At 45.5% G+C, this 12,164-nt stretch carries 12 protein-coding genes; all 12 read right to left on the bottom strand.

All coding sequences use genetic code 11. The annotated features are described in order from the left end of the window. Positions 1-39: 39 nt before the first annotated feature. The 12 genes from ACYQ4O_RS08190 to uppS all read right to left on the bottom strand — a co-directional run bounded on the left by ACYQ4O_RS08190 (position 40) and on the right by uppS (position 12,154). Positions 40-831 (bottom strand): TrmH family RNA methyltransferase, encoded by a 792-nt coding sequence (locus ACYQ4O_RS08190; protein ID WP_460175285.1) that lies wholly within the window; start codon positions 829-831, stop codon positions 40-42. Continuing rightward, positions 822-1,445: a ribonuclease HII gene (gene rnhB / locus ACYQ4O_RS08185; RefSeq protein WP_460175284.1), complete on the bottom strand. Its 624-nt coding sequence runs from the start codon at positions 1,443-1,445 to the stop codon at positions 822-824. The genes ACYQ4O_RS08190 and rnhB overlap by 10 nt, the downstream gene beginning before the upstream one ends. Continuing rightward, complete coding sequence (gene lpxB, locus ACYQ4O_RS08180) at positions 1,445-2,599, bottom strand: lipid-A-disaccharide synthase (RefSeq protein WP_460175283.1); 1,155 nt, start codon at positions 2,597-2,599, stop codon at positions 1,445-1,447. Before lpxB ends, rnhB begins: the two co-directional genes overlap by 1 nt. Then, positions 2,599-3,393 carry an acyl-ACP--UDP-N-acetylglucosamine O-acyltransferase gene (lpxA, locus tag ACYQ4O_RS08175; RefSeq protein ID WP_308513112.1) on the bottom strand — a complete coding sequence of 265 codons (795 nt, stop codon included), beginning with the start codon at positions 3,391-3,393 and terminating at the stop codon, positions 2,599-2,601. Before lpxA ends, lpxB begins: the two co-directional genes overlap by 1 nt. 17 nt (positions 3,394-3,410) lie before the next feature. Further along, positions 3,411-3,851, bottom strand: coding sequence for a 3-hydroxyacyl-ACP dehydratase FabZ (gene fabZ / locus ACYQ4O_RS08170; RefSeq protein ID WP_066592968.1), 441 nt, complete (start codon positions 3,849-3,851; stop codon positions 3,411-3,413). Positions 3,852-3,854: 3 nt separating this feature from the next. After that, complete coding sequence (lpxD, locus tag ACYQ4O_RS08165) at positions 3,855-4,946, bottom strand: UDP-3-O-(3-hydroxymyristoyl)glucosamine N-acyltransferase (protein ID WP_277037611.1); 1,092 nt, start codon at positions 4,944-4,946, stop codon at positions 3,855-3,857. A gap of 143 nt (positions 4,947-5,089) precedes the next feature. Then, positions 5,090-5,590 (bottom strand): OmpH/Skp family outer membrane protein, encoded by a 501-nt coding sequence (locus tag ACYQ4O_RS08160; protein ID WP_066592972.1) that lies wholly within the window; start codon positions 5,588-5,590, stop codon positions 5,090-5,092. A 42-nt stretch (positions 5,591-5,632) separates the two neighbouring features. Continuing rightward, on the bottom strand, positions 5,633-7,960 hold the full coding sequence (bamA, locus tag ACYQ4O_RS08155) for an outer membrane protein assembly factor BamA (protein ID WP_460175282.1): 2,328 nt from the start codon (positions 7,958-7,960) through the stop codon (positions 5,633-5,635). A gap of 36 nt (positions 7,961-7,996) precedes the next feature. Continuing rightward, the gene (rseP, locus tag ACYQ4O_RS08150) at positions 7,997-9,358 is read right to left on the bottom strand and encodes an RIP metalloprotease RseP (RefSeq protein WP_460175281.1); all 1,362 of its coding nucleotides are present in this window, start codon (positions 9,356-9,358) and stop codon (positions 7,997-7,999) included. Positions 9,359-9,361: 3 nt separating this feature from the next. Then, positions 9,362-10,531, bottom strand: coding sequence for a 1-deoxy-D-xylulose-5-phosphate reductoisomerase (locus tag ACYQ4O_RS08145; RefSeq protein WP_460175280.1), 1,170 nt, complete (start codon positions 10,529-10,531; stop codon positions 9,362-9,364). 4 nt (positions 10,532-10,535) lie between these two features. Next, positions 10,536-11,390 (bottom strand): phosphatidate cytidylyltransferase, encoded by an 855-nt coding sequence (locus ACYQ4O_RS08140; protein WP_460175279.1) that lies wholly within the window; start codon positions 11,388-11,390, stop codon positions 10,536-10,538. Positions 11,391-11,401: 11 nt separating this feature from the next. Beyond that, the gene (uppS, locus tag ACYQ4O_RS08135; protein WP_308513117.1) at positions 11,402-12,154 is read right to left on the bottom strand and encodes a polyprenyl diphosphate synthase; all 753 of its coding nucleotides are present in this window, start codon (positions 12,152-12,154) and stop codon (positions 11,402-11,404) included. Positions 12,155-12,164: the final 10 nt, after the last annotated feature.

Raw genomic sequence — 12,164 nt, 5'->3', positions numbered from 1 at the left:
AGCCTCATTTTCGAGGCTCTTTTGTTTTGTCTAGGAAAATTAAACCACACGTCGTCTCTTTTGTTCAAAAAGACACACCGTCGCTGCCATCGCAACGTTAAGAGACTCCACCGCAGGATTTAAAGGAATAATGAGACGTTTGTCGGAGAGTTTTAAGGTCTCCTCACTGACGCCTTGTCCTTCATTTCCAAATACCCAAATGGTTTTCTGACCGTTCTCTCCCCACACTGTGTCAAACAAAGACTGTCCGCCTCGTGCGTCCGCTACTAAGCAGACATTCTTCGTCTGTTTTTTGATATCTTCTAGGGATAGAGAGGTAAAAATCCTCATTCGGAAATGTGCACCCATCCCGGCTCTCAGCACTTTTGGCGACCATGGATAGGCGCTGTTTTTACTTACTGCCAGATTAGAAACATCGGAGGCAAGAGAACTTCTGGCAATTGTTCCTACGTTGCCCGGATCCTGCACGTCATCCAGAAATACCCAGTCGGAATCCTGAGGTATCTCCGGCTCAGAAGGAATTCGAATGAGACAAAGAATCCCTGCGCTCTCTTCAACAGGACAGACTTTATTAAAAACGCCCTGACTAAACTCGTACTGCTTTATAGAAGAATCATGCAATTGAGACAAAATCTCTGAAATTTCGCTCTTCTCCCCTGCCCCTTCTTTGATGACTACTGCCTTGATAAGATCTTGACGATGAATTAGTTCTTTGGCCAAATGGACACCCTCGGCAATCGTCAAACCTTCTTTCTTACAAAACCGATTTGACTGATTAAGCCTTTTGAGCTGTTTCACTAATTCATTATTTTCAGATGTGATTAACTGCATCCTTCCACTCCTTTACTATTTGAGCGGGTTAAAACATTGGTTACCGGACGGAACGTCTTCCTATGAATCTCACAGGCGCCGAACTTTTCCAAAGCCTCTAAATGTTCTTTTGTTCCGTACCCCATATGATGCTCAAAACCATACTGCGGATATTTCTCTGCGTACTCAAGCATCAACCGGTCACGATAAGTCTTAGCCAAGATTGATGCGGCCGAAATTTCAGGAATAATGTCATCTCCGCCGATAATCGGTTCGCTTCGGTAATTCCAGCGGGGAAGCCGGTTTCCGTCAACAAGAACGAAATCCGGCTGCGGATTCAATCCTTCAACAGCCCTTTTCATTGCTAAGAAGGTAGCTTGCAGAATGTTGAGAGAGTCGATTTCTTCTACGGAAGCAGTCCCGATTGCCCAGCAGAGAGCTCCTTTTTTAATTTTGGCTTCGAGATCATTTCTTTGATGTTCGTTCAACTTTTTAGAGTCTCGAACATGTTCTACAGGATGAGCTTTTTGAAAGATGACGGCCGCCGCTACCACGGGACCGGCCAAAGGCCCTCTTCCCGCTTCGTCTACTCCGCAGAGTAAATCTTCATCAAAAGAATCAAAAAGATAGCCCATTAGCTTTTGTGCAAAACTTTCGCAATAGCTTCGGAAGCAAGTTTAGGTGTATCTCGAAGCAGAGAATGATGCATTTCAGTAAAAACATCACGAAGCATTTCAGCTCTGGTAGGCTCAAGTGCATGCAAGATATGAGACGCCAAGATATCAGGATTGCAGAACATCTGCACGCACTCGGGAACCAAAGTCTTTTGCGCAAGAATATTTGGGAGGCTGATCCACTTCGTCTGGCCCTTTGAAAGAATAAGCATAGCCGAAAGAGCAGGCATTGCATAACCGACAACTAAAGGCTTTTTGTAGAGAGCGGCTTCCAGCGTTGCCGTACCGCTTGCCACTAGAATGGCGTCAGACGATTCCATTGCCTTATGAGAATTTCCTAAGGTCAATACCGTTGCCTCTTTGACTTTCGGGAAAGTATCCAAAATTTTGGAAATTTCTGCCTTTCTTGCCTCATCAGCGGCCGGAACAATAAATTTAACCGACGGATCTGATTTCAGGATCACCTCGCAGGCGCCAAAAAATTGAGGACCGCACCATCTGATCTCATCTTTTCGGCTTCCGGGAAGAACTGCTACTACCGGTCCCTGAACAGGAAGCCCCAGCTCTCTTCTCGCTTCTTCCGTCTTCGGTTCCAACGGGATCAAACGCGCCAGAGGATGGCCGATATAGGTACTGGAAATGCCTGCCTTATCGAAAATCTCTTTTTCAAAAGGAAAGATCAGTAAGAGATGATCAACGGCTCGTTTGATTTGATGAATACGATTAGGACGCCATGCCCATACTGCAGGCGCAACCATATGAATTACAGGAACTCCCTTTGATTTTGCTCTTTCTTCAATAGCTAGATTAAAGTCAGGTGCATCTACTCCAATAAAGGCATTAGGAGGCATTTTGGTCACACGCTTCAACATCTGAGAACGAATCTTTAAGATTCTCGGTAGATGCTTGATGACTTCGATATAACCTCTAACTGAAAGGTCTTTTGCGTGAAACCAAGGAGTAAGACCGGACTGAATCATCCGGTCTCCGCCGATGCCGTCCATTTCAATTTCAGGAAATTCCTGCATCACGGACGGCAGTACTTCGGATGCCAGGAAATCTCCGCTATTTTCCCCGGCTGACCAAATAATGTTGGGTGCAGGCAGTTTCTCCATTACCTTGCCAAACCTCTGGGAGAAGTTTCCATAAATTCTCTCATTGTGTCAGCAACCATGACCGACTGCGGGTCTGTTATTTCAGCGCATAAAGTCTTGATAGCTTCTGATGCCTCTGAAACATTCAAATTGCTTCTGAAGATCAATTTATAGACCTCTCTCGCAGTATGGATAGCATCGCGAGAGTAACCATGGCGTTTCATGCCTTCAATATTGACGCCGAACGGAGCTCCGGGATAGCCTTGATAATTACAGAAAGGCAAAACGTCTTGTCTCATCATGCTGCCGCCGCTGAGCATCGCTCCGCGGCCGATGCGCACGAACTGATGAATACCGGACTGGCCGCCTATGATGGCATCGTCACATACCACTACGTGGCCGGCCAAACCGACGTTATTAGCAATAATCGTGTTGTTACCGACTCTGCAGTCGTGCGCAATGTGCACGTTTGCCATCAGCAGATTATTGCTACCGACTTCCGTCAGACCTTTGTCCTGGACAGTACCAACGGAAAGTGTGCAGTGTTCACGGATAACGTTGTTGTCTCCAATTACCAAGCAGGTGTCTTCGCCTTTGTATTTTTTATCCTGGGGCTCAATGCCTACAGCAGCAAATGCATAGAACTTATTATTAGAGCCGATAGTGGTCTTGCCGGTTACGACAATATGACTCTGAAACCAGCAGCCATCGCCGATTTTGACTTCCGGACCGATAGTACAAAACGGACCCACATAGACAGAATCTGCAAGTTCTGCACGCGGATCAACAATAGAAGTCGGATGAATTTGCGCCATAGAGATTTTCCAAAAAATTATCTTGAGGCCTTATAAGAGCACATCATGTCAGCACAAGCTGCTAAAACGCCGTCAACTGTAGCATCGCAGTGCATTTTGATCATACCCGCTTTCTCTCTAAGGAAAGTGCATTCAAAACGGAGCTGATCGCCGGGGATGACGACACGTTTGAATCTGGCGTTATCGATAGCTGCGAAATAGAAGAGCTTGTTCGGATCTCTTTCGCCGCCCATGCGTGCAAAAGCCAGCATTGCGCAGGCTTGAGCCATCGCTTCAATGATTAAGACACCAGGCATTACAGGCACGCCCGGGAAGTGGCCGGTAAACTGGGGTTCGTTGACAGTAACGTTCTTAATTGCAATTAACTTGTCTACACCGTTTGTTTCTAAAACTCTGTCGACCAGAAGGAACGGATAACGGTGAGGCAGAAGCCTCATAATGTCATTGATATCTTGCATTGCTTACTCAGTTTTATTTAATGAATCTAACTTTGCTTCAACTCGCTTGAGGGATCTTCTCATTTCCGGCAAACGTTTGATAACAGAAAGAATGTTAAAGAATTCTTTATGGGGCAAAGCAGGCATGTATCCTGCGTAGTATCCCGGGGTGTCAATTGTTCCTGGAACTCCGGCACCGCCTCCGATAATTGTACCTGCAGGAACGGACAAATGACCTGCAAATCCGGCGCCGCCTCCGGCTTGACAGTTATCGCCAATCGTAGTGCTTCCTGCCATCCCTACTCTTCCGGAAAGAACAACGTTATTGCCGACTTTACAGTTGTGGCCAATCATAACCAAGTCATCAATCTTGGTACCGTTTCCGATAGTAGTATTGTTCAAAGCACCGCGGTCAATACAAGTGTTAGCGCCGATTTCAACATCGTCTCCTGTCACAACTGTGCCAACCTGCGGAATCTTTACATACATCTTATCCAACGGAGCAAATCCAAATCCGTCCGCCCCGATAACTGCCCCGGAATGGATAACGTTTCTGCGTCCAATCTTGCATCCGTAGTAGATGTTGACGTTCGGATAAAGATGTGTTCCTTCACCAATTTCAACGCCTTCGGAAATGACGGAATTTGCGCCGATCCAAGCTTTTGCACCAATCTTTGCACCGGCTTTGATAACTACACCGGGCTCAACGGTAGCCGTCGGATCAACGACAGCACCGTCTTCAATAGTAGCTTTTGGGCTGATTCCCGGTTCAGGCTTGACTTCAGGAAGCATGACTTGGAGAGCGTAGGCAAACCAAGCGTAAGGATTTTTTGTAATGACGGTGATTCTTTCCGGGTCTTTATCGCCCCAAATAGCGTGCTTGTCTTCTTCAGTCAGAACAAGAGCCGTAGCTTTGCAGTTCTTTGCCTCTTCTCTGTACTTCGGAGAAGCCAAGAAAGCAACGTCTCCGTGGCCTGCGGTCTCCAAAGGAGCAATCATATTGATTTTTTCATTCTGGCCATTAGCAGAGATGGTACTAAGCAACGTATCGTTGCTTAACTCTTTAATACGATCGACTAAGTCAATCAGAGTAATTGGCCCTGTTTTATGAATCATGATTTAGAACCTCTAAAAAGAATCTTTTGCATTCAACTTAATGTCGTGCAAAGTTGAAACATCCGTTACTGAAAGACATAAGCCGAGGGAAGCCCCCGGCTTTATACACAATTGGCAGACAAGAGTCTGCCAATTGGTGAGAATTACTTGAGTTCTTTAAGAACTTCGTCCGTTATATCAATCTTCGGATTAACGTAGATGGCTTCTTGAAGAATTAAGTCATATTTTTCACGCTGAGCGATGTTCTTAATGACTGTATTAGCTTGACGCAAAAGCTTCTGGAGTTCTTCGTTGCGTCTCTGATTAAAGTCTTCTCTGAGCTCTCTTTGACGTCTCTGGAAGTCTCTGTCACGTTCGCCGAGGTCTCTCTGCTTACGGATTCTTTCCTGCTCGGTCATTGTGGAAGCGTTCTTTTCGAATCTTTCGATATCGCTCTTAAGTCTCTGACCGGCTGCATTAATGTCTTTGTCGCGTTTAGAGAATTCTTGCTCTAACTTCTTGCTGGCTGCTTGGGCAGCAGGAGAGTCACGAAGAATAACTTCTGTATTTACAACACCAATCTTCATTTCAGCAGCTTGGACGGCTGTTGCGCCAACTGCAAAAAGTGAAGAAACCAATGCGAGTGTTAACAATTTTTTTTGCATGAATATTATCTCCAACACAATTATTGAATTGTGCCATAAATATTAGAAGCCTGTTCCGATTTGGAACTGGAATCTTTCAAGTTCGTCGTTATCTTTCTTGTTAAGAGGTATTGCGAAACTCAACTTAAGCGGACCCATCGGTGAAATCCAAGCTAGACCAAAACCTACGGAGTATCTGAGATCACCGAAGTCTAGCTTATCTTTCTTGTATCTAACAGTACGGTTAGCACCTGAGCCAATATACTCGGCTTTTCGGCCCCAAACCCATCCGCCGTCCAAGAAGGTAAACATTCTCAAAGTTCTATCAGCACCCGGTATCGGCGTCAAGAGTTCGAGCGAGAAGTTGAACTTTCTATTACCACCGGAAGCATCACCGTCAGAATCTCTAGGTCCGAGAGAAGAGGATTCAAAACCTCTGACAGAACCGATACCGCCGCCGTAGAAGTTCTTGAAGAACGGATATGGTTTGCCGGCATATCCATCTCCATAGCCGATTTCAGTATTAAAGGCAAAAGTAATGGACTTAGTAACCGGAACGAATTGCTGGAATTGATAAGTCGCACGATAGTACTTCAGGTCTAAAACCGGCAGAGAAACTTCACCGAACAATCTCTGGTAACGGCCTCTTGTCGGAGCCAACACATTGTCTCGACTATCCCTTGACCATCCTAATGTAGCAGCAACAGATTTCGGTTTGTCGCCGTAATCACGCACATATTCCCAATATCTTTGAGGAGCCCTGCTTCCGACCTTAACATCGGTCATTTCAACTTTGCCGCCTAAGAAGATTTGGTCATTTTCCGTAATTGGAATACCGTAGGTAACACCGGCACCATAGGTCTCGTACTTAACGTCGTCAGTAATTTCGAGCTCATCCAGGTCCATACGTCTGTCGTAAATTTCGAAAGACTGGCTGATGCCGGAAGTTGTAATGTACGGCTGAGTGAAGGTCGCAGCATAAGTGCGAGTACTCTTAGACGTATTGACTTCAACGGATAAAGAATTACCGGTACCGAAAATATTGTTCTGAGCAAAACCACCGCTCAAAATAATACCTTCTGAAGTAGAGTAACCTGCACCTAAAGAAATATTACCGGTCGGTCTTTCTTTAACCTTCACTTCCAAATCAACTTCGTCCGGAGATCCTGTTACAGGATGAGGCTCGGCTGTAACGGTTTCGAAGAAACCAAGTCTGTCGATTCTGTCTCTTGAAACTGCAACCTTATCGCTGTCAAACCAGCTGGATTCATACTGTCTAACTTCACGGCGAATAACTTCATCGCGAGTTCTGGTATTGCCGGTAATGTTGACTTTACGAACGTACACTCGGCGCCCCGGGTCGATGGTATAGACCAAGGAAACTTCATCGCTGTTAGCACCCTCTGTTAAGGGCTCCGGAGTGGCACGCGCAAAGGCATAGCCTAAAGTAGAAAGCTTGTCGATAAACTTTTTGCTCAGTTCATTAACTTCAGAAGCGTTGTAAACACTTCCCGGCTTGATATCAATTAAAGACTCAAATTCCGGTTCCAACCCAAGCATATCGCCTGTCAAGCGTATATCTTTGATTTTGTACTTTTTACCTTCAGAAACGTTAATGGTGACATAAATACTGGATTTATCCGGGCTGACGGAAACTTGAGTAGAGTCAATTCTGAAATCCAGGTATCCGTTGTTGTTATACAAAGCTCGAATAGCGTCTAAGTCAGCCTGCAGTTTTTCTCTGGAGTACTGATCTCGTTTGGTGTACCAAGAGAACCAGTTAGGCGTGCCTAATTGCATTTCGTCACGCAAATCGCCTTCGTCGTAAACAGTGTTGCCGACAAAGCGGATTTGCTGAATCTTCGAAACGTTTCCTTCATCAACGTCAATATTGACACGGACCCTGTTTCTTTCTAACGGAGTGACGGTAGTCTTGATTTCAACTGCATAACGACCGCGAGCCAAATATTGTCTTCTCAATTCCTGAGTGGCTCTCTCCAGAGTGGAGCGGTCAAAAATCATGCCTTCAGCAAGTCCGACGTCTCTCAACGATTTTTCAACGCCTTTTTTATCGAATTCCGAAATGCCGGTTGTAGCAATACCCGCAACAGTAGGACGTTCCTGAATACGAACAACTAACACATTGCCGTCCATATCCAGTTCGATGTCGCGGAACATCCCGGAAGCATAGAGAGAACGCAAGGCCTCAGCACCTAATTCCGGTGTGTAGGTATCGCCTACTCTAATCGGCAAGTGAGAAAACACGGTACCTGCTTCTGTACGTGAAATTCCTTCTAGTCTTATGTCTTTAATCACATGTCCTTGAGCAAAAGGCGAAGACATCGCCAGAGAGACCAGACAAGCGCAGACTGTTTTTTGAGGTATTCTCATCATGTTAAAAGAATTATTAAATTTTTAGTTTGTAAATCAAGGCATTAAACGATTTAAGTCGTTGAATAAAGCTAAAAACATTAAACCGCATAACACCGCGATTCCAACCTTCTGGGCCGCCATTTGTACTCTTTCAGAGACCGGGCGCCCCGTCACTATTTCAACGGAATAATACAGGAGATGGCCGCCGTCTAACATAGGAATAGGTAGCAGATTTAATATTCCTAAGCTAATAGAGACAAGCGCCAAAAACGAAATAAACGGCTCCAACCCTAGGCGGGCTGTCTGTCCCGCGTAATCCGCAATGGTAACCGGGCCGGAAATATTTTTTACGGATACTTCACCGGTCAGCATTTTCCAAATCATTTCAACGGAAAATACCGCCGTATCCCAAGTTTTCTTAGCTCCTTCCCAAACGCTTCTAAAAAGGCCGTACGAAACGGTAGTCTTGGGTAGATCCACTCCGAAAACCGCTCCGATCCTGCCGATTTGTTTCCCGTTTTCATCTTCAACAGCCAAGGGAGTGAAAGTTACATCGTGTTTCTTCCCGTCCGCAGACAAAACAGTAAAAGTAGCTTCTCTATTCGGATACTCTCTAATGAGATTTACCAGCTGTTTGATATCTGTGATCTTTTTTCCATCAATGGCAAGGACGGTGTCCCCCTTCTTTAAACCGGCTTTTTCAGCAACTGATCCGGAAACGAAATCTCGAATGTAAGGATCTCCGACTTTTAACTCAACACCTAAATCAGCAAAAGAATCTTTACCCGGTTCCTCTTCTTCGAGCTTCAATCCTGCAAGGTCAATTCTTTTTTCTCGGACGTTTCCATCGGAAGATTCGACCTCAAGATTAATTACCTGTCCGGCATGCTTAAGCATTTCCAGGCGCATATCACTGAAAGTACTGACAGGTTTTCCGCCCACAGCGAGAATTTTATCTCCGTCCTCAATGGCGGCATAAGCAGCCGGAGTTCCCTGCAAAGGTGCCTTAACAACCGGAAGAAGATCGGTAGTACCGACAAAGAAAATGATCGAGTAAAGGAGAATCGCTAAAAGTAAGTTAGATGCAGGCCCGGCGGCAACAATGGCAAATTTCTGCCACACATTTTTTGAGTTGAAAGTTCTCTTAGCGTCTTCAGGCTTGATAGGCAGGCACGACTCATCTCTCTCATCAAGCATGCGGACATATCCGCCGAGAGGTATGGCAGATACTCTCCACTCGACTTGATCCGGGTCTTTGGGATTCTTCCAAACAAAAAGAGGTTTTCCAAAACCTATGGAAAAATTAAGGACTTTTACGCCGCACTTTCGAGCGACCCAATAATGCCCAAACTCATGAATGACAACTAAAATTCCTAAAGTTACGGCAAACGCAAGAAGCGTTGTCAACAAATTCAACTTCTACTCTCCTGTATAACCACTGATGTATTCTTGAGTCAGAATTCTTGCCTCTTTGTCGGCCTCCAAAACATCCTCTAATGACTTCGGAGCTTGTTCAGAAGCGCTGAGCATCATGACTTCACAGATTTTAGGAATATCTATAAAACGTATCTTCCCTTTCAAGAAATTCTCAACGGCAATCTCATTTGCGGCATTGAGCATGATGCAGCTGCAGCCTCCTCGTCTAAGCGCTTCATAGGCATACGCTAATTGCGGGAATCTCTTGGTATCGGGTTTTTCAAAGGTCAGCTCATGAATGGAGGAAAAATCCAAAGGTTTTACGCCGGCATTTAAGCGTTCCGGATAGCCGAGGCAATATGCAATCGTATTACGCATATCCGGCGCTCCCAACTGGGCTAAAACCACCCCATCCTCGTACTGAACCATGGAATGAATAATACTCTGGGGATGAACCACGACATCTATCCGATCTTCGGGAGTGTCGAAAAGCCACCTTGCTTCAATAACTTCTAAACCCTTGTTCATCAATGTAGCACTGTCGACGGTAATCTTTTTGCCCATAGACCAATTCGGATGATGGGTTGCCTCTTCGACCGTCACCGTGGAAAGATCCATACGTTTACGGAACGGGCCCCCTGAAGCAGTCAAAATAATACGGTGGCTTTGGCGCATTTTTTCTGAGGCGCTTTCCAAGCATTGAAAAACCGCATTATGTTCGCTGTCAACGGGAAGCAGTTGGGCTCCGTACGCTTTAATGGTGTCCATCAATAGCCGGCCTCCGCACACTACGCTTTCTTTATTGGCTAAAAGAAGACGTTTCCCTGCCTTCGCAGAAGCGAAAGTAGAGGCAATACCTGCCGCCCCGACAATTGCACCGACAACGATTTCTGCTTCGGGATCGGCAGCCTCTTCTACGATAGCTTTTTCTCCGGCTTTAGCTATGGTCTTTAATTGACGGGCCCTAAGGGCTTCTTGAAGCTCCCCAAATAGTCGGGAGTCACCGATCACAGCAACTTCCGCATTTGTTTTTTTAGCCGCATCGGCTAATTTCTGGACATTGGAATAAGCTGTAACTGCTCTAACAGCAAACTTTTCGGGATACCTATTTAAAACATCAATGGTGCTGGTGCCTATGGAACCGGTTGCTCCAAGAATTGAGACTTTTTTCATCTAATTACAAACCTTGGATAAAAAGCAAAATAAAGACGGCTAAAGGAAGTACGGCAAACTGGGCATCCAATCTGTCGTAAACACCTCCGTGTCCGGGAAGCAAATTGCTCGAATCTTTTACTCCGGCAGTACGTTTTACTGCGCTTTCGAAAAGGTCTCCGGCAATAGAGAAAAGAACGGTAATGAACAAAATGGCAGCTGAAGCAAACACAGTCAGCTTAGAAATAATAGTGTTTGTCCAGAACGGGGCTTGCGGAGCAACCGCATACAAAACGTAGCTCAGAACAAGAACACAAATAACTGCTGTGAGAGCCCCAGACCATGTTTTCTTGGGACTAATTCCGGTAGCCATCTTAGGGCCTTGTAAGGCACGTCCGCCAAAGTATGCTGTAATGTCAGCAACCCAGACGATAGCCAAAACGGAGATCATGTAGACGGCACCGAACTCGCGGTATAAGAACATTAACGAGAACCAAGCGCAAGGAACAAAAATTAAAGCCGAAAGCCATGCCAAAGGATTCGGAACGTTCCAGCCGGACATTCTCTTAAAGAAAACTACACAGGTTAAAACCGTCCAAATGACAGTACCGACAGAAGAAATAATAAGCAGACCATTTCCCGACTGAAGCATGTTCACATCAATCGGCTGGAACATTTCGAGCCAGTAGAAAAATACAGCTGCTGCAAAACCGATCAGAAGGCATAGAGCGTTATTCCATTTTGCCAAGCGCAGCCACTCCCAGAGACAGGCTCCCATGGCGATAGCCGCAACTGCCGTAAAAGCCCATGGGCCCATCCACAAGGCCGCGATGATGACGATAAATAAAATAACAGCCGTAATTATTCTTTGCCTAAGCATGTTATTACCTCCTATTTATTGGCATTTTTCTCCGAGATTTGCTCTGAGGTCTTACCAAAGCGTCTTTCTCTTGATGCGTACCACAATAATGCTTCTTTAAATTCTTTTTTACCAAAATCCGGCCATAAAACGGAGGTAAAGTAGAGCTCACTATAGGCAAGCTCCCACAAGAGAAAATTACTAATGCGGCTTTCAGAGCTGGTTCGGATAAAAAGGTCTACGTCTCCTGAGTCTCCGATTTGAAGATTTCTTGCAAAAAGTTCTTCAGTGACATCTTCAGGAGCAACTCCTTTCTTCATCATTGCTTTGCAAGCTTCAATGATTTCCCATCTGCCGCCGTAATTGACGCAAATATTGAGCGTCAAACCGGTATTGTTTTCTGTCAGCTTATGCGATTCCGCAATTTTTTTCTGCAGCTCTTCCGGAAAACGAGAGAGGTCGCCGACCATACGAATACGGACATTGGCCTTGTGCAGAGCAGAGGTTTCTTTTGCCAAAGACGTCAGAAACAAGTTCATGAGAGCAGAGACCTCATCTGCTGGCCGATTCCAGTTCTCACTAGAAAAAGCAAACAAAGAAAGATGCCGGACACCTGATTCAGCGGCCGCTTGAATAACGGCTCGGACAGAATCCACACCTTTTTTATGACCTGCTACGCGAGGAAGAAAACGTTTTTTCGCCCATCTTCCATTGCCATCCATGACAACAGCCACGTGGCGTGGAATCGCTTCACGTGGCTGAGCGGATAATTCTTTTATATCCATAATCGAAAGA

The sequence above is a fragment of the Turicimonas sp. TL08 genome (assembly GCF_054660695.1).
The sequence above is the reverse complement of the archived record's forward strand: the minus strand, read 5'-3'. Positions and strand labels throughout refer to the sequence as shown.

What these genes read in the sequence shown, in the direction of transcription:
- ACYQ4O_RS08190 (WP_460175285.1), bottom strand. Translation starts at nt 831, where the DNA reads ATGCAGTTAATCACATCTGAAAATAATGAATTAGTGAAACAGCTCAAA.
- rnhB (WP_460175284.1), bottom strand. Translation starts at nt 1,445, where the DNA reads ATGGGCTATCTTTTTGATTCTTTTGATGAAGATTTACTCTGCGGAGTA.
- lpxB (WP_460175283.1), bottom strand. Translation starts at nt 2,599, where the DNA reads ATGGAGAAACTGCCTGCACCCAACATTATTTGGTCAGCCGGGGAAAAT.
- lpxA (WP_308513112.1), bottom strand. Translation starts at nt 3,393, where the DNA reads ATGGCGCAAATTCATCCGACTTCTATTGTTGATCCGCGTGCAGAACTT.
- fabZ (WP_066592968.1), bottom strand. Translation starts at nt 3,851, where the DNA reads ATGCAAGATATCAATGACATTATGAGGCTTCTGCCTCACCGTTATCCG.
- lpxD (WP_277037611.1), bottom strand. Translation starts at nt 4,946, where the DNA reads ATGATTCATAAAACAGGGCCAATTACTCTGATTGACTTAGTCGATCGT.
- ACYQ4O_RS08160 (WP_066592972.1), bottom strand. Translation starts at nt 5,590, where the DNA reads ATGCAAAAAAAATTGTTAACACTCGCATTGGTTTCTTCACTTTTTGCA.
- bamA (WP_460175282.1), bottom strand. Translation starts at nt 7,960, where the DNA reads ATGAGAATACCTCAAAAAACAGTCTGCGCTTGTCTGGTCTCTCTGGCG.
- ACYQ4O_RS08145 (WP_460175280.1), bottom strand. Translation starts at nt 10,531, where the DNA reads ATGAAAAAAGTCTCAATTCTTGGAGCAACCGGTTCCATAGGCACCAGC.
- ACYQ4O_RS08140 (WP_460175279.1), bottom strand. Translation starts at nt 11,390, where the DNA reads ATGCTTAGGCAAAGAATAATTACGGCTGTTATTTTATTTATCGTCATC.
- uppS (WP_308513117.1), bottom strand. Translation starts at nt 12,154, where the DNA reads ATGGATATAAAAGAATTATCCGCTCAGCCACGTGAAGCGATTCCACGC.